The 21,144-nt window shown below is 58.2% G+C and carries 20 protein-coding genes and 1 other RNA gene; 18 read left to right on the top strand and 3 right to left on the bottom strand.

Translation table 11 applies throughout. The features are described from left to right. Nucleotides 1-78: 78 nt before the first annotated feature. From petA to QZ534_RS08970, 5 genes are all read left to right on the top strand, one after another. On the top strand, nt 79-672 hold the full coding sequence (gene petA, locus QZ534_RS08990; protein WP_069184010.1) for a ubiquinol-cytochrome c reductase iron-sulfur subunit: 594 nt from the start codon (nt 79-81) through the stop codon (nt 670-672). Next, the gene (locus QZ534_RS08985) at nt 672-1,904 is read left to right on the top strand and encodes a cytochrome bc complex cytochrome b subunit (RefSeq protein WP_296933806.1); all 1,233 of its coding nucleotides are present in this window, start codon (nt 672-674) and stop codon (nt 1,902-1,904) included. The genes petA and QZ534_RS08985 overlap by 1 nt, the downstream gene beginning before the upstream one ends. Next, nucleotides 1,904-2,659: a cytochrome c1 gene (locus QZ534_RS08980; protein WP_296933804.1), complete on the top strand. Its 756-nt coding sequence runs from the start codon at nt 1,904-1,906 to the stop codon at nt 2,657-2,659. Before QZ534_RS08985 ends, QZ534_RS08980 begins: the two co-directional genes overlap by 1 nt. Before the next feature lie 108 nt (nt 2,660-2,767). Next, nucleotides 2,768-3,397: a glutathione S-transferase N-terminal domain-containing protein gene (locus QZ534_RS08975; RefSeq protein WP_008176545.1), complete on the top strand. Its 630-nt coding sequence runs from the start codon at nt 2,768-2,770 to the stop codon at nt 3,395-3,397. Between the two features lie 59 nt (nt 3,398-3,456). Further along, nucleotides 3,457-3,873 carry a ClpXP protease specificity-enhancing factor gene (locus tag QZ534_RS08970; protein WP_227512626.1) on the top strand — a complete coding sequence of 139 codons (417 nt, stop codon included), beginning with the start codon at nt 3,457-3,459 and terminating at the stop codon, nt 3,871-3,873. Nucleotides 3,874-3,917: 44 nt separating this feature from the next. Here the strand turns inward: QZ534_RS08970 and QZ534_RS08965 are convergent, their stop codons facing one another. Genes QZ534_RS08965 through QZ534_RS08955 form a run of 3 tightly spaced genes read right to left on the bottom strand, consistent with a single transcriptional unit; the run spans nt 3,918 to nt 6,838 of the window. Next, nucleotides 3,918-4,508 (bottom strand): SIS domain-containing protein, encoded by a 591-nt coding sequence (locus QZ534_RS08965; RefSeq protein WP_296933803.1) that lies wholly within the window; start codon nt 4,506-4,508, stop codon nt 3,918-3,920. Between the two features lie 11 nt (nt 4,509-4,519). Beyond that, nucleotides 4,520-4,885: a YraN family protein gene (locus QZ534_RS08960; RefSeq protein ID WP_296933800.1), complete on the bottom strand. Its 366-nt coding sequence runs from the start codon at nt 4,883-4,885 to the stop codon at nt 4,520-4,522. 24 nt (nt 4,886-4,909) lie between these two features. Next, entirely contained in the window at nt 4,910-6,838 is a 1,929-nt protein-coding gene (locus tag QZ534_RS08955; RefSeq protein ID WP_296933798.1) for a penicillin-binding protein activator, read from the bottom strand. A 75-nt stretch (nt 6,839-6,913) separates the two neighbouring features. On the opposite strand from QZ534_RS08955, the gene rsmI reads away from it, so the two are divergent. The 13 genes from rsmI to murC all read left to right on the top strand — a co-directional run bounded on the left by rsmI (nt 6,914) and on the right by murC (nt 21,143). Then, nucleotides 6,914-7,810, top strand: coding sequence for a 16S rRNA (cytidine(1402)-2'-O)-methyltransferase (rsmI, locus tag QZ534_RS08950; RefSeq protein WP_296933796.1), 897 nt, complete (start codon nt 6,914-6,916; stop codon nt 7,808-7,810). Between the two features lie 53 nt (nt 7,811-7,863). After that, nucleotides 7,864-8,213, top strand: an RNA gene (gene rnpB / locus QZ534_RS08945) — RNase P RNA component class A. A gap of 301 nt (nt 8,214-8,514) precedes the next feature. Then, nucleotides 8,515-8,967, top strand: coding sequence for a division/cell wall cluster transcriptional repressor MraZ (gene mraZ / locus QZ534_RS08940; protein ID WP_296933794.1), 453 nt, complete (start codon nt 8,515-8,517; stop codon nt 8,965-8,967). Continuing rightward, complete coding sequence (rsmH, locus tag QZ534_RS08935; protein WP_296933791.1) at nt 8,964-9,947, top strand: 16S rRNA (cytosine(1402)-N(4))-methyltransferase RsmH; 984 nt, start codon at nt 8,964-8,966, stop codon at nt 9,945-9,947. Before mraZ ends, rsmH begins: the two co-directional genes overlap by 4 nt. A 2-nt stretch (nt 9,948-9,949) precedes the next feature. After that, nucleotides 9,950-10,354, top strand: coding sequence for a cell division protein FtsL (gene ftsL / locus QZ534_RS08930; protein ID WP_296933789.1), 405 nt, complete (start codon nt 9,950-9,952; stop codon nt 10,352-10,354). 34 nt (nt 10,355-10,388) lie between these two features. After that, entirely contained in the window at nt 10,389-12,128 is a 1,740-nt protein-coding gene (locus tag QZ534_RS08925; RefSeq protein WP_296933787.1) for a penicillin-binding protein 2, read from the top strand. 4 nt (nt 12,129-12,132) lie between these two features. Then, a complete protein-coding gene (locus QZ534_RS08920) occupies nt 12,133-13,617 on the top strand; it encodes a UDP-N-acetylmuramoyl-L-alanyl-D-glutamate--2,6-diaminopimelate ligase (RefSeq protein ID WP_296933786.1) in 1,485 nt (494 codons plus the stop codon). Further along, nucleotides 13,614-15,002 (top strand): UDP-N-acetylmuramoyl-tripeptide--D-alanyl-D-alanine ligase, encoded by a 1,389-nt coding sequence (gene murF, locus QZ534_RS08915; RefSeq protein ID WP_296933784.1) that lies wholly within the window; start codon nt 13,614-13,616, stop codon nt 15,000-15,002. Before QZ534_RS08920 ends, murF begins: the two co-directional genes overlap by 4 nt. After that, a complete protein-coding gene (mraY, locus tag QZ534_RS08910) occupies nt 14,987-16,072 on the top strand; it encodes a phospho-N-acetylmuramoyl-pentapeptide-transferase (RefSeq protein WP_296933782.1) in 1,086 nt (361 codons plus the stop codon). The genes murF and mraY overlap by 16 nt, the downstream gene beginning before the upstream one ends. Nucleotides 16,073-16,087: 15 nt before the next feature. Further along, nucleotides 16,088-17,428: a UDP-N-acetylmuramoyl-L-alanine--D-glutamate ligase gene (gene murD, locus QZ534_RS08905; RefSeq protein WP_296933780.1), complete on the top strand. Its 1,341-nt coding sequence runs from the start codon at nt 16,088-16,090 to the stop codon at nt 17,426-17,428. Further along, nucleotides 17,428-18,627: a putative lipid II flippase FtsW gene (ftsW, locus tag QZ534_RS08900; RefSeq protein WP_296933778.1), complete on the top strand. Its 1,200-nt coding sequence runs from the start codon at nt 17,428-17,430 to the stop codon at nt 18,625-18,627. Before murD ends, ftsW begins: the two co-directional genes overlap by 1 nt. Then, complete coding sequence (gene murG, locus QZ534_RS08895) at nt 18,620-19,705, top strand: undecaprenyldiphospho-muramoylpentapeptide beta-N-acetylglucosaminyltransferase (RefSeq protein WP_296933776.1); 1,086 nt, start codon at nt 18,620-18,622, stop codon at nt 19,703-19,705. The genes ftsW and murG overlap by 8 nt, the downstream gene beginning before the upstream one ends. Beyond that, nucleotides 19,698-21,143 carry a UDP-N-acetylmuramate--L-alanine ligase gene (gene murC / locus QZ534_RS08890; protein WP_296933775.1) on the top strand — a complete coding sequence of 482 codons (1,446 nt, stop codon included), beginning with the start codon at nt 19,698-19,700 and terminating at the stop codon, nt 21,141-21,143. The genes murG and murC overlap by 8 nt, the downstream gene beginning before the upstream one ends. The last annotated feature ends 1 nt before the right edge of the window (nt 21,144 follow it).

Genomic DNA, 21,144 nt, shown 5'->3' with positions numbered 1-21,144 from the left:
TGGGTTGTGAAGTCCTTTAAGATGCACATCGCCGGCGGTTTTGCGGGCTGTGACATCGCCTGATGGGAGAAAACCATAATGAGTAATGGCGACGTGAGCCAAGGCCGGCGCCGGTTTCTGATCGGTGCCACGTCTGTGGTGGGTGGAGTCGGCGTCGTCGGTGCGGCCGTTCCTTTCGTGGCATCCTGGAATCCCAGTGCCAAAGCGGAAGCAGCGGGTGCACCGGTAACCGTCAATGTCAGCAAGATTGAACCGGGTCAGCAGATTACGGTCGAGTGGCGAGGTAAGCCGGTCTGGATCATCCGCCGTACCGAAGAGATGCAGGCGAATATCGAAAAGCTTAACGACCGGGTGAAAGATCCCCAGTCAGAAGCGCCTCAGCAGCCACCGTATATTGATGGCATCCTGCGTTCCCTGAAGCCGGAATTTGCCGTGCTTGTAGGGTTGTGTACCCATCTTGGCTGTGTTCCGTCCTACCGTCCGGAAGTTGCTCCGGCTGATCTCGGTGATGAGTGGCTGGGTGGCCTTTTCTGCCCGTGTCACGGTTCCCGATATGACATGGCCGGAAGGGTCTATGAGGCGCAGCCTGCTCCCCTGAACCTCGAGGTGCCGCCTTATCGTTTTGACGACGATTCGACCCTCACGATTGGTCTTGATCCGGAGGCAGCGTAATGCAAAAGCTGATTAACTGGGTAGACGAGCGTCTGCCAATCGTAGATGCCTGGAACAAGCATCTGGGCAAGTATTACGCGCCGAAGAACTTCAACGTGTGGTACTTTTTTGGTTCCCTTGCCATGCTGGTTCTCGTTAACCAACTGGTCACCGGGATCTGGCTGACCATGAGCTACAACCCGTCCGGCGAAGGTGCGTTTGCGTCTGTCGAGTACATCATGCGAGATGTCGAATGGGGCTGGTTGCTGCGTTATCTGCACTCTACCGGTGCTTCGGCATTCTTCGTTGTGGTCTATCTCCACATGTTCCGGGGGCTGATGTATGGCTCCTATCAGAAGCCGCGTGAACTGATCTGGATCTTCGGTATGTTGATCTACCTGATCCTGATGGCTGAGGCGTTCATGGGCTATCTGCTGCCCTGGGGCCAGATGTCCTACTGGGGTGCCCAGGTTATCGTTAACCTGTTCGGTGCTATTCCGGTCATTGGTGAAGATCTGTCACTCTGGATCCGTGGCGATTACCTGATTTCCGGCATTACCCTGAACCGCTTCTTCGCATTGCATGTGGTGGCGCTGCCGATCGTTCTGCTTGGTCTGGTTGTGCTTCACATCCTGGCACTGCATGAAGTGGGCTCAAACAACCCCGACGGTATTGATATCAAGAAGAACAAGGACGAAAACGGCATTCCTAAAGACGGTATCCCGTTCCATCCTTACTACACTGTGCATGACCTTCTGGGCGTCGGTGTGTTCTTCTTTATCTTCTTCATCGTCGTGTTCTTCTTCCCGGAAGGCGGCGGGCTGTTCATTGAAAAGCCGAACTTTGAGCCAGCCAACCCTCTCAAGACGCCTGACCATATCGCGCCGGTCTGGTACTTCACGCCTTTCTACGCAATGCTGCGTGCGGTAACGATCGACCTGTTCGGTCTTGATGCCAAGTTCTGGGGTGTTGTCGTGATGGGTGCTGCGATCGCCATTCTGTTCGTGCTGCCCTGGCTGGACAAGAGCCCGGTGCGCTCAATGCGCTACAAGGGTTGGTTGAGCCGGATTGCCCTGGCCATTTTCGCAGTCAGTTTCGTGGTGCTTGGCTACCTGGGCCTGGTACCCGCGACTGAAGGCCGCACCATGGTCGCCCAGATTCTGACGGTGCTGTACTTCCTCTACTTCATCCTTATGCCGTTCTATACGCGTATGGAGAAAACCAAGCCAGTTCCAGAGAGGGTGACAGGATAATGAGAAAGCTGATTTTTGGTCTTTTCATCGCGGTCCTGCCGGCTCTCGGGCTGGCAGCGGGTTCAACTGTGCCACTAGACAGCTTTGAGTCAGATCACTCTGACAAAGCATCTCTGCAGCGTGGTGCAGCCCTGTTCACCAACTACTGCATGGGTTGTCATTCCATGGAATATGCTCGCTACAAGCGCGTAGCTGACGATCTGGAGATTCCCGACGAGCTGTATGAGGAAAACCTGATCTTCACCGGCGCCAAGATTGGCGAGCTGATGAAGAATTCCATGAACAAGGACATGGCTGCTGACTGGTTTGGTGCGCCGCCACCGGATCTTACGCTGGAAACGCGGCTGCGTGGCGAAGCGTGGGTCTACTCCTACCTGCGTGGGTTCTACAAGGACGAGTCCCGTCCGCTGGGTGTGAACAACGTGGTATTCCCGGCCGTGGGTATGCCTCACGTTCTGGTGGGAATGCAGGGGCTGTGTGCCGTTGAGCCCAACATCGGGACTCCTGCCAGCGTTGAGCCCTTGAGTGGCAACATCAACAACGCCGACGTATGCCCGGAGTACGCCATCGAAGGCAGCATGTCTGGACCGGAATTCGACCAGGCCATGTACGATCTGACCAACTTCATGTCTTACATGGGTGATCCGGTGAAGCTTGAGCGTGAGCGTCTGGGGATCTTCGTCCTGATCTTTGTGGCCATCTTCTTCGTGTTTGCCTACATGCTCAATCGTGAGTACTGGAAGGACGTACACTGAGAAATAGGGTATAATCCCGTTCCCTGAGTTCCAGCGGGCATAACCGGCCCGCTGGATTTTTGCGTTTTTTCAGGATCATTTCGGTTTGTTTACTCGTGAGGTAGTTCTATGGGCGTTGTGACCAAGCGGTCATCAATGACGTTTTTCTCGGATCCGGCCAGCCATTACAGCCACAGGGTGCGTATTGTTCTGGCAGAGAAGGGTGTTACCGTCGATATCGTTGATGTGGATCCGGACAATCCGCCGGCCGAACTGGCTGACCTGAATCCGTACAACGCCCTGCCGACACTGGTAGATCGTGATCTGGTGCTCTATGAGCCCAATATCATGATGGAGTACCTCGACGAGCGTTTTCCGCATCCGCCACTGTTGCCGGTGTACCCGGTTGCCCGTGCCAACAGCCGTCTGATGATTCATCGGATTCAGAAGGACTGGTGTGGCCTGGTTGACCAGATCCTAGCGCAGCCGAACGCCAAGGCTTCTGAAACAGCGCGCAAAGAGCTGAAAGAGAGCCTGTTGGCAACCGCACCGCTGTTCGGCGAGATGCCGTTCTTCCTGTCTGAAGAGTTCACCATCGTCGACTGTTGTATTGCCCCGATCCTGTGGCGCCTTCCGTCGCTGGGTATTGAGCTGAACGAAAAGCAGGCCAAGCCGCTGCAGAAGTACATGGAGAGCATCTTCAGTCGGGAAGGGTTCAAGGCAAGCCTGTCCGATCTGGAAGAAGACATTCGCAGCTGATTTGGTAACGTTCCGCTGGCCGGAGCAGGAGAGTGGCAGTGGCTGAGAGTAAAAACACCATGACGTCCAGCCGCCCGTACCTGGTACGAGCATTCAATGAGTGGATCCTGGACAACGACTGCACCCCCTACATCGTGGTGGACGCAGGCATTCAAGGTGTACAGGTGCCGACTGAGCATGTCGCAAATGGACAGATTGTTCTGAACATCAGTCCGGGAGCAGTGCGTGGCCTGGTTATCGGTAATGGTGCACTCGAGTTCAGTGCCCGTTTCGGTGGCGTGCCCATGCAGGTGTTCATTCCACTGCAGGCGGTTATGGCAATCTACGCCAAGGAAAACGGTGAGGGCATGGTGTTCGGTAGCGAGCCAGGCTCCCCGGATCCGGACGGTACTTCCCGTGAGCGTGAAGGCGAGCAGTCTTCATCCGGGCAGGAGGATCGTCCTTCGGGCAGGCCAACCCTCAAGGTTGTTAAATAGACCTTACTCATTTTCATGAAAAAGCCAGCGTACGCTGGCTTTTTTTATCCCCCAAAAATCTTGGCGTCGATCAGCCCGCACAAAGCGTTGATGATCAGTAGCAGCAGTGGTGTCGCTTCGGTGGGGGTCAGGTTGTTCAGCGCAATTTCGTGATCTTCCGGATGCAATAGCGACGTTATGTCAGACTTCTCTCTGGCACTGAGAACCACAACGTTCATTTCCCGGTCATGGGCGACCTGGATCGCCTGGATGAGGTTTGCCTTGTGGCCATCGTCGACAATCACGAAAAGAAGGTCTCCGGGCTTGCCGATAGCTCTGACCTGACGGGAGAACGTGTCGTTGAAGCGGTTATCCCGGCAAATGGCGGAATAGGTTGTCGCATCGGCTCCGAGATTGATGGCGGGCAGTGCGGGTCTGTCCTGATCGAACCGGTTCAGAAGGGCAGTGCAGAAGTACTGGGCCAGAATGTTGGCATTGCCATTGGCGCAAGTAATGATTTTTCCATCCTGAAGCAGCGTTCCCACGAAGGCATTGGCAACCTCCTCGATGTCGGGGCCAACCGTGCTGGCAGCCTGGGCGGTATGCTCCATATGGCTGGCGAACCACTGATTGATCTGGTGCTCGGTGTCGGTCATTTTCAGTATCACTATCCTGCCAGAATTGCGTTCCTGATCCATTGTACCCGGTATTTTTTAACGGTACCCGGGCTGATGGCAACTACATCTATTCGCGAGACCTTGTCCCAGAGCCCATGCCTGTGCAAATAGAATGAGACTGCACGAATCAGGCGTTTCTGTTTGGGGTAATTGATTGAGCTTGCCGGGTCAACCAGGCTGCCCGCGCCTCGATAGCGGACCTCAAAGAACACAAGGGTCCCGCCGTCCTCGCCCACGAGGTCGATTTCGCCGCCGCGATTGTATACATTGCGTTCGATTATCCGCACACCTCGGCTAGCGAGGTATCGGGCTGCGACGCCTTCGAAATGATTGCCCAGGGTTTTGGTGCCATCCATGGCAGCTGATCTGCTCCTGTGGTGTTATTCGCTGACGGGGACTGTTTCCTGGTCCGTGGTTTCTGGCTCGCTCTCTTCGCTCACGGGGTCAGGGATGAGCTCGGGAACCCCGTTGCGGAACTGTGCCCAGAGCTGTTCCCGGTGGATACTGCCCTTGGGGGTCATTGTGAGAACGCCAGTCTGCCCTGATATAGAGGCGTTTTCGACCTGTCTCAACAGGGGTAGCCGTTTGCTCAGGTGCCACGCGTCGGCGCCCATGGCGAACAGGCGACCGGGTTGACCACGGGTGCCGGACAGGTTGTCCGTGGCGCGGGTGCGTAGTTCGTTGTCGTCACCCAGCACCCACGGAATGTCAGTGAAAATAACCCCGTTCAGGTCTCGGTCCCTGGATGGTGCGGGCGTGCCCTCATAAATAATGGAAGGTGAGTAAACCGGCAGATCACCCCCGAAATAAAACGCGAACAGAGGCTTGAACTGCCGCGCCACCGTGGGCTCTGCCACCATGACAATGGCGTCTGCGTCCTGCCGGCGCCTCGGTTCGAATTCGACGTCCATACCGATGGTCCGTTCAACCTGAATGGCTCTGTCCCTGGAAACGGTGATGCCCAGCAGGTCGGCCGTCACTGCCCGAAGATTGTCCTCCCGGTAGAAGCGTTCAATGTCCAGCGCAACGCCGTCATGGGTGGCCATGCGTTGCAGCAGCGCAGCCTCCACGCGATCACCCCACTCGCCACCGGGAATGAGAACAAGGACCTGGCGCAGTTTTTCCGCAGCAAGCCTGTCGGCGATCTGCCGCGCCTCGTCTTCGGCGGAAAGCCCGAATTGATACAGTCCTTCAGCAGGCATGGTGCCGGCGGGCAGGTAATTCAGCCCTAGCGCAGGTACCGGCAGCGTATTCATTGAGCCAAGCCCGGCTAGAGCTTCTTTTTCCAGGGGGCCGACAATCAGGTCGATATCCTGTTCGGACAGCTGCTGGTAAAGATCGCTGAACGGTGTGCCCGCGGTGTTGAAGATGCGAATGTCAGTTTCACCCCGGTCAGCAGAGTCATCGAGGTAGTAGGCCGCCAGAAAACCGTCTCGAATTGCCTTGCCAGCGGTTGCCAGCGGCCCCTCGAGGGGCAGAGCGAGGGCGATTTTTTCAGGGCGGCTTTCGGCCAGTGTGGCGATCAGTTTCAGCTCCGAGGGCAGTACCTGGGCGGCGGGATGACCGGGCCAGTTATTCTGCCAGCCACGGATGATTCGGCCCTGCTCGTCGATGCCAGCGTCCGGTGTCCGGACAAGGCTTGCCAGTTCCAGCCAACCCTGGGCTTCGTAGCCGATGGCTTCGGCAGACGCTGAGCTCAGCTCGCTGTCGGGAACCTGTTCCAGCAGGGACCAGACCCGGTCGTGAATCTGCTGCGCATCCGCGGTGTTGTCTGTCTGGGCCAGCAGAATCAGAGTCATGGCCGCAGGCATCGGCTCGCCGGCCAGCGTGAAGGTGTCCGCCTGCAGGTTGGCTGCCCTGGCAATCAGGTCGGCCGGGTAGTCGATAAAGGTTGACGGAGTGATTTCACCGGCGATCTCCTTTGCCCAGGCTCCATCTTCAAGGGCGCTGGCACTTGCCATCGCCAACAGGCGTTTCTGGTTGCCAAGCTCAGGAGCCGGTTGCGCCAACTGTTGACTTTGGAGTAGCGTTCGCGCCGCCGTGTGATTGCCCTGATCCTGGAACCTGCTGGCAATCCGGAGGAGGTAAGCCTGCGCGGTTTCGATGTTGTCTTCATTGCTGGCCAGCTCCAGGGCCTGATCAGCGGTTTGTGCAACATGGGTTTCGAGATTCACGGTGGCACAACCAGCCGACAAAAGGGCGGCAGTAAACACGCTGGCCAGGGCTCGTTGATGAATGCGGATCTTTATCATGGCAGGCTCGACATACTCCGGATGATTGGGCTTGTAGCGCCAGACTAACGGTGGCAAGTTTAACAGCTCCGGGGGCAATTCACATGACGTAACTGTCACTGTCCCGGACTCCCCATCAGAGAGGCACAAGCTTTGGAAAATGAGGTCAGCGATAAATTGTCGCCAGATAGCCGGAAGAGTGAATCGAAAGGCACGCTCTATGTTGTTGCCACCCCTATCGGCAACCTTGATGATTTGTCGCCGAGGGCAACCCGCACGCTGGCCATTGCGGATGTGGTGGCTGCTGAGGATACAAGGCACAGTGGCCGATTGCTGAGCCATTTGGGTATCCAGAAACGAATGGTTGCGTTGCATGATCATAATGAGAAGGACCGGGCTGCCGGGATACTGGCTGAACTGGAGGCTGGGCGTGATGTTGCTCTGATCTCCGATGCCGGTACCCCGCTGATTTCGGATCCCGGTTATGTCCTGGTGAGCGAGGCCAGGGCTGCGGGGTATCGAGTCAGCCCGATTCCCGGACCCTGTGCCCTGGTGGCGGCATTGAGCGCTGCTGGCCTGCCGACGGATCGCTTTTTGTATGTGGGGTTTTTGCCTGCAAAACGCTCTGGCCGCAGAGCCAGTCTGGATTCGCTGAGCCGTGAAGTGTCGACCCTGGTTTTCTATGAGTCGCCTCATCGGATTCTGGAATCGGTACGCGATATTGCCGAAGTGCTGGGGCCGGATCGTGAGATAGTCCTTGGTCGCGAAATTACCAAAACATTCGAAACCTTCTATTCCGGCTCGGTGGCCGAGGTTCTGGCGGAGTTGGAGAGCGACCCCCACGGAAGCCGCGGCGAGTTCGTGGTCATGATTCGTGGTGTGATGGCTCGTGCGGGTAATGACGAGGCTGCAACCATGGATGTGGACCGGGTGCTTCGTGTTTTGCTGGCGGAACTGCCTGTAAAGAAGGTTGCCAGAATGGCTTCGGAGTTAACCGGGCTATCAAAAAACGAGCTTTACCAGCGAGCCCTGGAGCTCAAGGATAGTTGAATGCCGGGGCAGTTTCTCTTGCAAGGCTTTGGGCGCAGGAGTATTGTCTCGCCCGAGCTCGCCAGACAGTCGCCGCCGGTTTTCCGGGGGAGGAAAGTCCGGGCTCCACAGGGCAAGGTGCCAGGTAACGCCTGGGCGGCGCGAGCCGACGGAAAGTGCAACAGAAAGTATACCGCCTAAGCGCCTTCGGGCGCCGGTAAGGGTGAAATGGTGCGGTAAGAGCGCACCGCGTGGCTGGCAACAGTCCACGGCGATGGTAAACCCCACCTGGAGCAAGACCAAATAGGAATCCGATGGCGTGGCCCGCGCTGGATTCGGGTAGGTTGCTTGAGGCCTGTGGTGACGCAGGCCCTAGATGAATGACTGTCCACGACAGAACCCGGCTTATCGGCGAGCTCGCTCTTTTCCTTCCTGTGACGTCCGTCATTCTCAGCAGGCGTTCTTTATAGCCAAAAAATCTTAAACCTCACTTGCAGTCTTCAGACTTTTTTGCAGGTATTTGATTTTACTTCTTTTCTTTTTCGTAATCTCACCATTTCATTGAATCCGTCTCTGTAACCTCTTGTCATAAAAGGAACTTTTGCAAGTGTGGCGCTGTTTGCGGCGCTTGCATTGTGTATTGCGTGTTTCTATAGTGTGCAGAAGTGGGAAAAAGTGGTTTCTAGTGGTTTTTTGTGGATATAGGGCACCCAGAGACAGCGTAAATGAGCAATTTTCTCGGCAGTCATGCCATCAATATGGATGCGAAGGGTCGCCTGGCGATCCCCGCCAAGGTGCGCGAAGAGCTCGCGCAGGCCTGTGGCGGGCGCATTGTGTTGACGGCAAACGCTGACGAAGAGCGGTGCCTGTTGGTTTATCCCGAGCCTGAATGGGAGGTTTTACGGCCCAAAATCGAGGCGCTCCCCAACATGAATAAGGCGGCCCGCCGCCTGCAGCGCCTGATCCTGGGTAATGCTGCTCCCATGGAGTTGGACTCTGCGGGGCGCATCCTGATTCCACCAACTCTGAGAAGTTATGCCCATCTGGAGAAAAAACTGATGCTGATCGGGCAGGGCAAGAAACTTGAGCTCTGGAGTGAAGAGCGCTGGTTCGCCTGGCTTGACGAGTCCTCTGATGATGAAGAGATGCCGCCCGAGATGGAGGCGCTGTCCTTATGACCTCCGATCGCAGCCAGGAGGCCGGGGCGGCGTACTCGCATCGCTCGGTGCTCCTGGATTCGGCGGTCGACTATCTGGTCAACGACCCCGATGGCTTTTACGTTGACGGCACCTTTGGACGGGGTGGCCACAGCAGGCTGATCCTGGGCCGTCTTGGGGAGTCGGGGCAGCTTCTTGGTATCGACAAGGACCCTGAAGCTATCCGTTCGGCACGTGAGCTGGAAGCCCAGGATAAGCGCTTCCACTGCTTTCATGGTTCCTTCGCGGAGCTTGGCACTGCGGTAGCCGGTCAGGGTTGGCAGGCAGTGAATGGTGTGTTGATGGATCTCGGCGTGTCATCGCCACAGCTTGATGATGCCACTCGCGGGTTCAGCTTCATGCGTGATGGCCCACTGGATATGCGTATGAATACCGAGCAATCGCCCAGTGCGGCAGAGTGGCTCGCAACGGCGGAAGAGTCGGATATCGCGAATGTGATCTTCCGCTACGGAGAAGAGCGCTTCTCTCGTCGCATTGCCCGGCTGCTGGTCGAGCGTCGGCAGGAGGCGCCCGTCGAAACGACTCGTCAATTGGCCGAGCTGGTCAGCGAGGCTGTACCGAAAAAGGAAAAGCACAAACATCCGGCCACCCGGACTTTTCAGGCAATCCGGATTTTTATCAACCGGGAGCTGGAGGATCTGGAACTGGGTCTTCAGTCTGCTGTTGATCACCTTGCCCCGGGAGGGCGTCTGGTGGTCATCAGTTTTCATTCGCTGGAAGACCGGCTGGTCAAGCGGTTCATGAGGGACCTGGCCCGAGGGCCACAGTTGCCCAAGGGAGTTCCTGTAACCGCGGAACAGGAAGCCTCAGACTTCCGGCTCGTTGGTAAGGCCAGCAAGGCCGGCGCTGACGAAGTAAGTGACAACGTACGTGCCCGCAGTGCAGTCATGCGGGTGCTGGAACGCACAGATGCCAGGAAAAACTCGCAGGGGAGCGCGTAACCATGGGCGCGGTAGCTATTGAAGAGCCGGTAAAAACGGCGAAGCTCAACAAACAGAAGGTCCGCGAGGGCGTTGCAACAGCGGTCCGGATTTCAAGGCAGGTGTTCGCCGCTACGAAGCAAGGTCGAGTGCTGGTGTCGCTCGGGCTGGTTGCCGTGTTGCTGGCCTCCTCCATTGGCGTGGTAGTGAGCGCCCATGAGAACCGGGAGCTTTTCAATACCTTGTCGCAGCTTCAGTCCGAGCGCGATCGTTATCAGAGTGAATGGAGTCAGCTGCTGCTTGAGCAAAGTGCGCTCAGCGCTCACGGGCGGGTAGAGAAGCTGGCGGCTGAACGTTTCAGTATGGTAGTGCCGGGGCGTCAAGATATTGTGCTGGTACCACTGATGTCGCCGGTTGCAAGCCGATAACAAACGAAAACAACAACGATTCAGGGTGATCGACGTGTCCGATCAGGGAAAGAAGACAACATGGGGGGAGCGTTTGGCGTCCGGGCTGGCAGCCTGGCGTTTTGGCTCCGTCGTGGGTGTCTTTCTCCTGGTCGTTGGTGTGCTGGGATGGCGTTTGGTTGACCTTCATGTTGTTGATAACGAGTTTCTGCGCAAGCAGGGTGACGTCCGGACCATCCGCGTTGAGAGTATTGATGCCCATCGGGGTGTTGTCACCGATCGTTATGACGAGCCACTGGCCGTCAGCACGCCGGTGCAGACTATCTGGGCCAATCCGTCGGAGGCCGATCCCTCCGAGGCACGGCTGACCAATCTTGCACGGCTTCTGGACATCAGCGAGGCCTCCCTGCGCCAGCGTCTTCAAGAATACTCCGATCGGGAGTTTATCTATCTGCGCCGGAAAGTTCAGCCGGATCTGGCCAGAAAGGTCCTGGATCTGGAGCTTGATGGGATATATGCCCGTCAGGAATACCGTCGTTACTATCCGGCGGGAGAGGTCACCGCTCATGTTGTGGGCTTTACGGATATCGATGAGCGTGGCCAGGAAGGGATCGAGCTTGCGTATAACCAGTGGTTATCTGGCGAAACCGGCCGCAAGCGGGTTCTGAAAGACAACCGGGGTCGCGTCATCAAGGATCTGACCCTGATTCGCGATGCCAGTCCTGGTCAGAATCTCGCCCTCAGCATTGATTTGCGCCTCCAGTACTTGGCTTACCGGGAACTCAAGGCTGTTGTGGCGGCTCATAACGCCAGAGGGGGCACGCTGGTAATGCTCGACGTGGATACGGGTGAGGTCCTGGCAATGGTCAACCAGGGGTCTTATAACCCCAACGACCGCAGCCAGCTTGCCGCCGAGAATCTACGCAACAAAGCCATTACCGATCTGTTCGAGCCCGGCTCAACCATGAAGCCGATCACCATGGCGGCTGCACTGGAATCCGGCCAATATTCGGTCGAAAGCACCATTGATACCAACCCGGGTTTCCGCCGGTTTGGTCGCTTTACCATCCGGGATCATCGCAACTATGGCGTGATGGATATGGCTGAGATCATCGTCAAATCCAGCAACGTCGGAATCAGCAGGATTGCGACCGATCTCGGTGGTGATGTGATCCGGGATCTGTATGCCCGGCTTGGGCTTGGTCAGCCGACAGGCATCGGTTTCCCCGGCGAAGCGGTTGGGGTTCTGCCATCTCCGCCCAAGTGGCGGCCGGTGGAAGAGGCAACCCTGTCCTATGGCTACGGCATGAGCGTGAACGCCCTGCAGCTGGCCCAGGCCTATATGGTGATTGCCAACGGCGGGGTGCGCTATCCACTGAGTCTGGTTCGGCAGGATCAGAAACCGGAGGGTCAGCGGGTGCTTTCCGAGAAGGTGACCTACCAGGTTCGTAATATGCTGCGCGAGGCGGTTTCGAGAGGGACCGGCAAACGTGCGCAGCCGGGATTCTACTCGGCCGGCGGTAAAACTGGGACGGTTCATCTTGTTGGTGCCCAGGGTTACGAAGACAGCCAGTACAAGGCGATTTTCGCCGGTATGGCGCCCATTGATAATCCGAGACTGGTTACGGTTGTGGCCGTTGATGCGCCGCAGTCCGGAGAATACTACGGTGGTGAAGTGGCGGCGCCGGTATTCTCACGGGTAATGAGTGACGCACTGCGACTGTTGAATGTGAAGCCTGAACTGGAAGTGGGAGAGGCCGAAATTGGTGCTTCCGCAACCGGAGAGCGAGGGTAGGCCTATGTGCATCACATCTCTCAGCACGTTATTGCAGGGTATTGTAGCGGTTCCGTCGGTGTTCGATGTGACTATTCACGGTCTGAAAACTGACAGTCGTGAAGTCGCCTCCGGTGACGCCTTCATAGCTTTATCGGGTACCCGAACGCCGGCTGATTTCTATGTCGACAAGGCTATTGAGGCTGGCGCGACCGTTATTCTCCTTGAAGCCGAGAAAGCCGGCGAGTGCACGGAGCACCATGGCGCACTGATTGTGCCGGTTGCTGGCCTGCGAAGCCTGGTGGGCCGGATCGCGGACCGGTTCTTTGAACATCCCTCCCAACGGCTGCGACTCATCGGTGTGACTGGCACCAATGGCAAGACGTCGGTCTGCCAGTATGTCGCCCAGTTGCTCAAGGAAACGGGAACCCCTTGCGGCATCCTTGGAACCCTGGGGTATGGCATGCCCGGAGCCCTCCAGCCAGCAACACACACAACACCGGATGCGGTGCAGGTGAACCGGGTCCTGTCCCGGATTGTGAAGCAGGAAGGCCGCGCTGCGGTAATGGAGGTTTCCTCCCACGCACTGGATCAGGGAAGGGTGGATAATCTCTCCATGACCGGGGCCGTGTTTACCAATCTCACCCGGGATCATCTGGACTATCACGGCTCCATGGAAGCCTACGGCGCTGCCAAGGCACTCTTGTTCCAGCGAGAGGAGCTGCATTTTTCGGTTATCAACTTTGACGATCCTTTCGGTCGGCAGCTCTACGAGCAATTGGAGGGCAAGTGCGATCGAGTGCGCTACAGCCTTCACGAGGCCCAGACCGAGCTCTGGTTGCGGGAGTTCCGGCCAACCGACGAGGGTTTTGAAGCTGACGTGGATGGCGAGTGGGGCCGATTCGTCATTTCAGTTCCCCTGATGGGCAGCTTCAACGCGAGCAATGTTTTGGCGGCGATGGCGACGGTTCTTACCCTCGGTGTTCCGCTCGAGCGTTTACAGCAGGCTGCCGGTCGACTCACGCCACCCCCTGGCAGGCTCGAACGATTCGGTGGTGCCAACGGTGTTCGGGTAGTTGTTGATTACGCCCATACCCCGGATGCCCTGGCAAATGCGTTGGCGGCGCTGCGTCCGCATGTGGCCGGTGAACTGATTTGTGTATTTGGCTGCGGCGGTGACCGCGATGCCGGCAAGCGCCCGGAAATGGCCCGGGAAGCCGAGAAACTCGCAGACCGTGTGGTGGTTACCGATGACAATCCCCGAAGCGAAGATCCCTGGGCGATTGCCAAGGATATTCTGGCCGGGTTCTCGGATGCGGCACAGGTATCTGTTATCCACGACCGCGCCGAGGCCATACAGTCGGCGATTCGTTCAGCCACTCCGAACGACCTCGTTCTGATTGCCGGAAAAGGGCATGAGGCATACCAGGAAATCGCCGGCCAGAAATACCCGTTCAGCGATGCCGAGCAGGTCCGCCATATCTTGAAACTCAATGGGGGTGTGGCATGATGCGCGCCTTTTCGCTGGCGGAAGCCAAGGGTTGGCTGGATGCCGAGTGCTCGTCCGGCAATCTTGCGTCAGTGAGCTTCAGCGGGGTTTCTACGGATACCCGTACGCTGGAGCAAGGGCAACTGTTCGTGGCCCTGCGAGGCGATAACTTTGATGGCCACCGGTTCCTGCAACAGGCGCGGGAAAAAGGCGCTGTTGGCCTGGTGGTCGATACACCCGACAGGAGTGTTGACCTGCCCCAGTTGGTTGTGGGTGACACGCTGGAGGCTCTGGCCCGGCTCGCGGCGGGCAACCGTGAAGAAAGCAAAGCCGGCATTCTTGCGATTACCGGTAGCAGTGGAAAAACCACGGTCAAGGAGATGTGTGCCGCCATTCTCTCGCAGATGGGCGAGACGCTTTCTACAAAAGGCAACCTGAATAATCACATCGGTGTTCCGCTCACGCTGTTTGGTCTGTCGCAGGAGCATCAGTATGGCGTCATCGAACTGGGCGCCAGCGGGTTGGGTGAAATTGCCTACACCGTTGCCCTGGCAAAGCCCCGCGTTGCCATTCTTACAAACGCAGGCGAGGCCCATCTGGAAGGGTTTGGCAGCTATGAAAATATTGTCCTGGCAAAGGGTGAAATCATTGATGGCGTGACGGCAGACGGGTTGGTGGTGCTGAACCGCGACGACCCGGCTTTCGAACAGTGGCGAACGCGCGCTGGAAACCGCCGCGTTGCAGGCGTTAGCCGTCTTGGTGCTGATGCCGATTATCACGCAGTTGTCGACAGTCAGGACGGCGGAACCAGGGCGATTCAGGTGAGCGGGCCGGACGGCTGGCAGTGCCGGGTGAATTTGGGACTGGAGGGCGAGCACAACATCACCAATATGCTGCTTGCCATTGCTGCCACCCGTGAGCTGGGAGCCAGTGATCAGGCGATTGTGAGTGGGTTTGCCAGTGTTGCGCCGGTGAAAGGGCGGCTCCAGATCCTGAAGCTGTCGCCGGAACTGACCTTGATTGACGACAGTTACAACGCCAACCCATCGTCCATGAAAGCCGCGCTTGGCGTTCTGGCGGGGCGTGAGGGCCGGACGATCGCGGTTCTGGGCGCTATGGCAGAGCTTGGCGCCGAGGCAGAAACATTGCATCGGGAAGTTGGAGAGAGCGCCCGGGAGCGTGGCATCGATCGACTGATCACCGTGGGGCCGGGTTGTGAAGGTTATGCCCAGGGGTTTGGAGAGTCCACGGAACTCGGGCTGAGCCATGAGCAGGCCGTTGAATCGGCTATTGCAGACAAAAACACACCATTGACAGTGCTGGTCAAGGGTTCTCGTAGTTCCGCCATGGAACGTGTGGTGGAGGGAATTAAAGAAAAGGTGAATAACTCATGCTGCTCTGGCTGACAGAGGTCCTATCACAGTATTTCTCCGCACTGACGGTGTTTCAGTACCTGACCCTGCGTGGAATCCTGGGCACACTCACCGCGCTGCTGATTTCACTCATTATCGGCCCGGTGATGATCCGCAAGCTGAGCCAGTACCAGATTGGTCAGGCGGTGAGGGATGATGGTCCCCAGACCCACCTCAGTAAGGCCGGCACGCCAACCATGGGTGGCGCGCTGATCCTGGTGGCTATTGGTATCAGTACTCTGCTTTGGGCGGATCTTGGCAACCGGTATGTCTGGGTTACCCTGTTGGTGACACTTCTTTTCGGCGCGATCGGCTGGGTCGATGACTATCGCAAAGTAGTGGAGCGCAACCCGAGAGGCCTTCCGGGCCGCTGGAAATATTTCTGGCAGTCGGTCATTGGTGCCACGGCAGCTGTGGTGCTGTTCTTCAGCTCGGCGCTGCCTCAGGAGACATCTCTGTACGTGCCGTTCGTAAAACAGGTGTCTCTCACCCTTGGTCCGGTATTCTTCATCCTGCTTACCTACTTTGTCATTGTCGGTAGCAGCAACGCCGTCAACCTGACGGACGGTCTGGATGGGCTCGCGATCATGCCTACGGTCATGGTCGCCGGCGCACTCGGCATCTTCGCTTACCTCTCCGGGCACGCCCAGTTCGCCAACTATCTGCTGATCCCACACCTTCCGGGCACCGGGGAGCTTATCGTGTTCTGCGGCGCGCTGGTCGGCGCCGGGCTTGGTTTTCTCTGGTTCAACACATACCCGGCCCAGGTATTCATGGGGGATGTGGGTGCTCTGGCACTCGGTGCAGCGCTGGGTGTGGTTGCCGTTATTGTTCGCCAGGAGATCGTCCTCTTCATCATGGGCGGCGTGTTCGTGATGGAGACCATATCGGTGATCCTGCAGGTGGCGTCCTTCCGTCTGACCGGTCGGCGAATCTTCCGCATGGCGCCGCTGCACCACCATTTTGAATTGAAAGGCTGGCCGGAGCCGAGGGTGATCGTCCGGTTCTGGGTAATCACCGTCGTTCTGGTCCTGATTGGCATCGCCAGTCTGAAACTGAGATAGGAAAACGCTGCAACTATGAGTGTCATTGTTTCGGATCGTCGCACACTGGTCGTAGGGCTCGGTAAAACCGGGCTTTCCTGCGTGCGCTATCTGTCCGAACAGGGGCGGGACGTAGTTGTGGCCGATAGCCGCAAGGCGCCTCCGGGCCTTGATCAGCTGAAGGCAGACTGGCCGGATGTGCCGGTGCATCTGGGCACCTTTGACAAAGAACTTTTTGCCGGTTTCAACGAGCTGGTGGTTAGTCCCGGCATCAGCATTGCGGAGCCTGCCATTGCCGCAGCCGCAAACCAGGGAGCAAGAATCCGCGGCGACATTGATCTGTTCTCCGAGGCGGCTGATGCGCCCATCGTGGCCATTACGGGTTCCAACGGTAAAACCACCGTCACCACCCTGGTGGGTGAAATGGCGAAAGCCGCGGGCCGAAAAGTTGCTGTTGGCGGCAACATCGGTACACCGGCCCTGGATCTCCTGGGTCAGGGCGCCGACCTGTATGTGCTCGAGCTGTCAAGTTTCCAGCTTGAGACCACCGACGAACTGAACGCCCTGGCGGCGACGGTACTGAACGTCAGCGACGACCACATGGATCGTTACCCGAACAAGATGGCCTACTTCCAGGCCAAACAGCGTATCTTCCGGGGCTGTAAGAACGCCATTGTCAATCTGGATGATGCCCTGAGTACCCCCATGGCAAGGGATAACCTGAGGTTCCTGTGTTTCGGCTTCCACCGGGTTAACCCGGAAACCTTCAGCACCCGGGACGATGACCAGGGCACCTGGATTACCTTTGGCTTCGATAACCTTCTGCTGGCCAGCGAGCTTAAGCTGATGGGGCACCACAATATCAGCAACGTGATGGCGGCATTGGCATTGGGCCACGCAGCGGGCCTGCCTATGGATGTGATGCTGACAGTCGCCCGGGAATTTCCGGGGCTGCCACATCGCTGCGAGTTTGTGCGTCGACTGAATGATGTGGATTTCATCAACGACTCCAAGGGCACAAATGTCGGGGCTACAGTGGCTGCTATCGAAAGCCTGGCTCCGGCCAATGGCAAAGTCGTGCTGATTGCCGGTGGTGATGGCAAAGGTGCCGATTTCACTGCACTGGAAGCGCCCATCGCTCTGCATTGTCGCGCGGTACTGCTGATTGGTCGCGATGCGCCGGCGATCGCCGATGTGCTGGGCAGCGGTATTCCGGTTCACCGGATGGACAGCCTGGCCGAGGCGGTTTCCCGTTCCGCAGAGCTGTCGGTTCCCGGGGATCGGGTATTGCTTTCGCCGGCTTGCGCGAGCTTTGACATGTTCCGTGATTATCTCGATCGCGGTGACCAGTTCCGTTCTCTGGTGGAGGCCCTGTGATGCACGCAGATCTTTCCCTGCAGAACCGGAACCAATGGCTTGGCGAGGTCCAGCCACTGCCGATGCTGGTGATCAGTTCGGTGGCCTTGCTGGTCATGGGCGTTGTCATGATTTCCTCTGCGTCCATGGATATGGCCGCTGAGACCATGGGCAACAGTTACCACTATGTGATTCGCCAGCTGATGTTCGCCGGACTTGGCTGCGTGCTGGCGCTGGTTGCCGTGAACGTTCCGGTAGCCTGGTGGGAGCGCAGCGGCTGGTTGCTCCTGGGTATCGGTCTGCTCGCCCTTGTTCTGGTGCTTACGCCCCTGGGGCGTACCGTAAACGGCTCCACTCGCTGGATCCCGTTTGGCCTGTTTAACGTCCAGGTTTCGGAAGTGGCGAAGCTCTGCCTGATTGCCTACCTGGCAGGTTACGTGGTCCGTCGCCGGGACGAACTGCTCAATACCTGGTCAGGTTTCCTCAAACCACTGGTTGTTCTTGGCCTGGCCTCGGTTCTGCTGGTTATCCAGCCGGACTTTGGTGCCACGGTCGTACTGGTGACAGCCGCGGCCGGCATGATCTTCCTGAGCGGAGTGCGGCTTAGCCGCTTCGTACCCCTGATCGGTACACTGGTAGTCCTCGGGGCCATATTGATTGTTACCCAGCCCTATCGCCTGAAACGGGTCGTCAGCTATCTCGACCCCTGGAAAGACCAGTTCGACAGCGGTTACCAGTTAACCCAGTCGCTGATCGCCTTTGGTCGCGGGGACTGGGGCGGTGTAGGCCTCGGTAACTCCATCCAGAAGCTGTTCTATCTGCCAGAGGCCCATACCGACTTCATCTTCGCCATCATCGCGGAAGAGTTCGGTCTTCTGGGATCCCTGCTGGTGCTCAGCCTCTTCACCCTGCTGGTCGTGACCGGGTTCGTCATTGCCCGCCGGGCAGAGAAAGCGGATATGCCGTTTGGCGCCTGTTTCGCCTATGGCCTGACCCTGCTGATCGGCTTGCAGGCGGGGATCAACATGGCGGTCAGTACCGGGCTTCTGCCCACCAAGGGCCTGACACTGCCCTTGGTGAGCTACGGTGGGTCCAGTCTGATGATCACCTGTATCTGCATTGGCATTCTGGCCCGTGTGGAAATGGAGCGTCTTGACCAGGAAAAGCTGGCCCGTGAAAAGGTCGGTCCGAAGACGCGAGGAGGTGCGGTGTATGACTGAACAGCGCCGCTTCCTGATGATGGCCGGTGGCACCGGAGGCCATGTGTTCCCGGCCCTGGCAACGGCGCGGGCACTCGAGGCCCGTGGCCATCAGGTGTACTGGCTCGGTGCCAGTGGTGGCATGGAGCAGAGGCTGATCGGTGAAACCGACATTCCACTGTCACTGATTCATATTTCCGGTTTGCGGGGCAAGGGCAAGCTTGCGCTGGTAACGGCACCGTTTCGTCTAATGCGGGCGTTGGGTGAGGCGTTCACCATCCTGCGCCGGATTCGCCCGGATTGTGTGGTCGGTATGGGCGGGTTTGTCACCGGGCCCGGTGGCGTAGCCGCCTGGCTGAGCCGGACACCGCTGGTGATTCATGAGCAGAACGCCATTGCGGGAATGACCAACCGGATTCTGGTGAGATTTGCTGAAACCGTGCTGGAGGCCTTCCCGGGCAGCTTTGGTCCGAAAGTCGTCACCCGCTGCACCGGCAATCCGGTTCGGGAGGATCTCGCGGCCCTGCCGGTGCCCGAACAGCGGCTGGCAGGGCGCGAAGGTGCCCTCAGGTTGCTGGTGATTGGCGGCAGCCTGGGTGCCCAGGTGTTCAATGAGCAACTGCCCGAGGCCCTGGCCATGTTGCCGGAAGCCGATCGCCCGGTGGTTCGCCACCAATGTGGTGAGCGCCATGCAGATGCGGCCCGGCAGGCCTATGAGGAACACGGGGTTGAAGCCAGCGTGGAGCCGTTTATCAAGGATATGGCTGAAGCCTACCAATGGGCCGATCTGGTGCTGTGCCGGGCCGGCGCGCTGACGGTTTCTGAATTGTGTGCGGCAGGTATCGGGGCGGTACTGGTGCCATTTCCCCATGCCGTGGACGACCACCAGACGAAAAATGGGCAACAGATGGTGGCGGCGAAAGCGGCCATCCTGATTCCCCAATCAAAGATGAAACCGGCGGTGCTGGCGGAAACCCTGGGCGATCTGGCCCGGGACCGGAGCCGGGTAACTGATATGGCGAAGGCCGCGCGAACGCTGGCTCGCCCTGATGCAACGGAGAGAGTCGTGAATTACTGTCTGGAGGCCGCCAATGGCTGATGCTACCAATCCGCCCCTGGTCTATCAGGTGCCTGAAATGCGCCGGATTCGTCACATCCATTTTGTGGGGATCGGTGGCGCAGGGATGAGCGGCATAGCCGAGGTGCTCAAGAATCAGGGCTACGACGTTTCGGGGTCGGACCTGAAGGAGGGGGCTGTGACCGATCGCCTGAAAGCCATGGGTGTTGAGGTCCAGATCGGCCATCGGGAAGAAAACAGCGCCAGCGCTGATGTGGTTGTGGTTTCTTCGGCGGTCTCGGAAGAAAACCCGGAAGTCGTGGCCGCCCGCAGTCGCAGGGTACCGATCGTGCCCCGGGCAGAAATGCTGGCGGAAATCATGCGTTATCGCCACGGAATTGCCGTGGCAGGAACCCATGGCAAGACCACAACCACCAGCCTGATCGCATCCATTCTGGGCGAGGCGGGTCTGGACCCCACCTTTGTGATTGGTGGCAAGCTGAACAGCGCCGGCACCAATGCCCAGTTGGGCGGTTCCCGCTACCTGGTGGCAGAGGCTGATGAGAGCGATGCGTCTTTCCTGCATCTGACGCCAGTGATTTCGGTGGTGACCAACATCGAAGCGGACCACATGGACACCTACGGTGGCGATGTCGAAAAACTGAAGCAGACCTTCGTGGATTTCCTGCACAACCTCCCGTTCTACGGCGTTGCGGTGATGTGTGTGGATGATGGTTACGTTCAGGAGATCATTCCCCGGATTTCCCGGGCAATCATCACCTACGGAATTGACAACCCGGATGCGGATTACCGTGCCGAAAGCATTCACTCGGATGGTCTTCGGACCCACTTTGTGGTGAAGCGTCCGGCCGGTCGCAGTGATCTGACAGTCGAGCTGAAAATGCCGGGCCGGCACAACGTGCTGAACGCCTTGGCGGCCATTGCCGTGGCCACTGACGAAGGTGTCGCCGATGATGCAATCTGTCGCGGACTGGCGGGCTTTGCTGGTGTCGGACGCCGGTTCCAGGTTTACGGCGATTACAAGACACCCAAGGGCACGGTGACGCTGGTGGATGACTACGGACATCACCCCACGGAAGTGGAAGCTGTCATTCGGGCGGCACACGATGCCTGGCCGGATCGTCGACTGGTCATGCTTTACCAGCCGCACCGCTTTACCCGGACCCGTGATCTTTATGAAGACTTTGTCCGGGTGCTGTCGGAAGTGGACGGCTTGCTGTTGATGGACGTCTATTCCGCCGGCGAACCGGCAATTCCGGGTGCCGACGGTCGGGCCCTGTGCCGGAGTATTCGCCAGCGTGGACAGGTGGAGCCGGTCTTTGTGGAGGATAACCGGGAAATTGAAGCCCTGCTGGCCAATGTTTTGCAGGATGGCGACCTTCTGATAACCCAGGGGGCCGGCGATATCGGTGGTGTGGCTTCGCGGCTGGCGGCCGCAGGAGTGATTGCGGGTGAGTGAC

Origin of the sequence: uncultured Marinobacter sp. (assembly GCF_913055835.1) — a bacterium.
In the GTDB taxonomy this organism is placed as follows: Bacteria; Pseudomonadota; Gammaproteobacteria; order Pseudomonadales; family Oleiphilaceae; genus Marinobacter.
The sequence above is the reverse complement of the archived record's forward strand: the minus strand, read 5'-3'. Positions and strand labels throughout refer to the sequence as shown.

Bases quoted from the DNA above. Each gene is read 5' to 3' on its own strand.
- petA (WP_069184010.1), top strand. From the start codon at position 79: ATGAGTAATGGCGACGTGAGCCAAGGCCGGCGCCGGTTTCTGATCGGT.
- QZ534_RS08985 (WP_296933806.1), top strand. From the start codon at position 672: ATGCAAAAGCTGATTAACTGGGTAGACGAGCGTCTGCCAATCGTAGAT.
- QZ534_RS08980 (WP_296933804.1), top strand. From the start codon at position 1,904: ATGAGAAAGCTGATTTTTGGTCTTTTCATCGCGGTCCTGCCGGCTCTC.
- QZ534_RS08975 (WP_008176545.1), top strand. From the start codon at position 2,768: ATGGGCGTTGTGACCAAGCGGTCATCAATGACGTTTTTCTCGGATCCG.
- QZ534_RS08970 (WP_227512626.1), top strand. From the start codon at position 3,457: ATGACGTCCAGCCGCCCGTACCTGGTACGAGCATTCAATGAGTGGATC.
- QZ534_RS08965 (WP_296933803.1), bottom strand. From the start codon at position 4,508: ATGACCGACACCGAGCACCAGATCAATCAGTGGTTCGCCAGCCATATG.
- QZ534_RS08960 (WP_296933800.1), bottom strand. From the start codon at position 4,885: ATGGATGGCACCAAAACCCTGGGCAATCATTTCGAAGGCGTCGCAGCC.
- mraZ (WP_296933794.1), top strand. From the start codon at position 8,515: ATGAGCAATTTTCTCGGCAGTCATGCCATCAATATGGATGCGAAGGGT.
- rsmH (WP_296933791.1), top strand. From the start codon at position 8,964: ATGACCTCCGATCGCAGCCAGGAGGCCGGGGCGGCGTACTCGCATCGC.
- ftsL (WP_296933789.1), top strand. From the start codon at position 9,950: ATGGGCGCGGTAGCTATTGAAGAGCCGGTAAAAACGGCGAAGCTCAAC.
- QZ534_RS08920 (WP_296933786.1), top strand. From the start codon at position 12,133: ATGTGCATCACATCTCTCAGCACGTTATTGCAGGGTATTGTAGCGGTT.
- murF (WP_296933784.1), top strand. From the start codon at position 13,614: ATGATGCGCGCCTTTTCGCTGGCGGAAGCCAAGGGTTGGCTGGATGCC.
- mraY (WP_296933782.1), top strand. From the start codon at position 14,987: ATGCTGCTCTGGCTGACAGAGGTCCTATCACAGTATTTCTCCGCACTG.
- murD (WP_296933780.1), top strand. From the start codon at position 16,088: ATGAGTGTCATTGTTTCGGATCGTCGCACACTGGTCGTAGGGCTCGGT.
- ftsW (WP_296933778.1), top strand. From the start codon at position 17,428: ATGCACGCAGATCTTTCCCTGCAGAACCGGAACCAATGGCTTGGCGAG.
- murG (WP_296933776.1), top strand. From the start codon at position 18,620: ATGACTGAACAGCGCCGCTTCCTGATGATGGCCGGTGGCACCGGAGGC.
- murC (WP_296933775.1), top strand. From the start codon at position 19,698: ATGGCTGATGCTACCAATCCGCCCCTGGTCTATCAGGTGCCTGAAATG.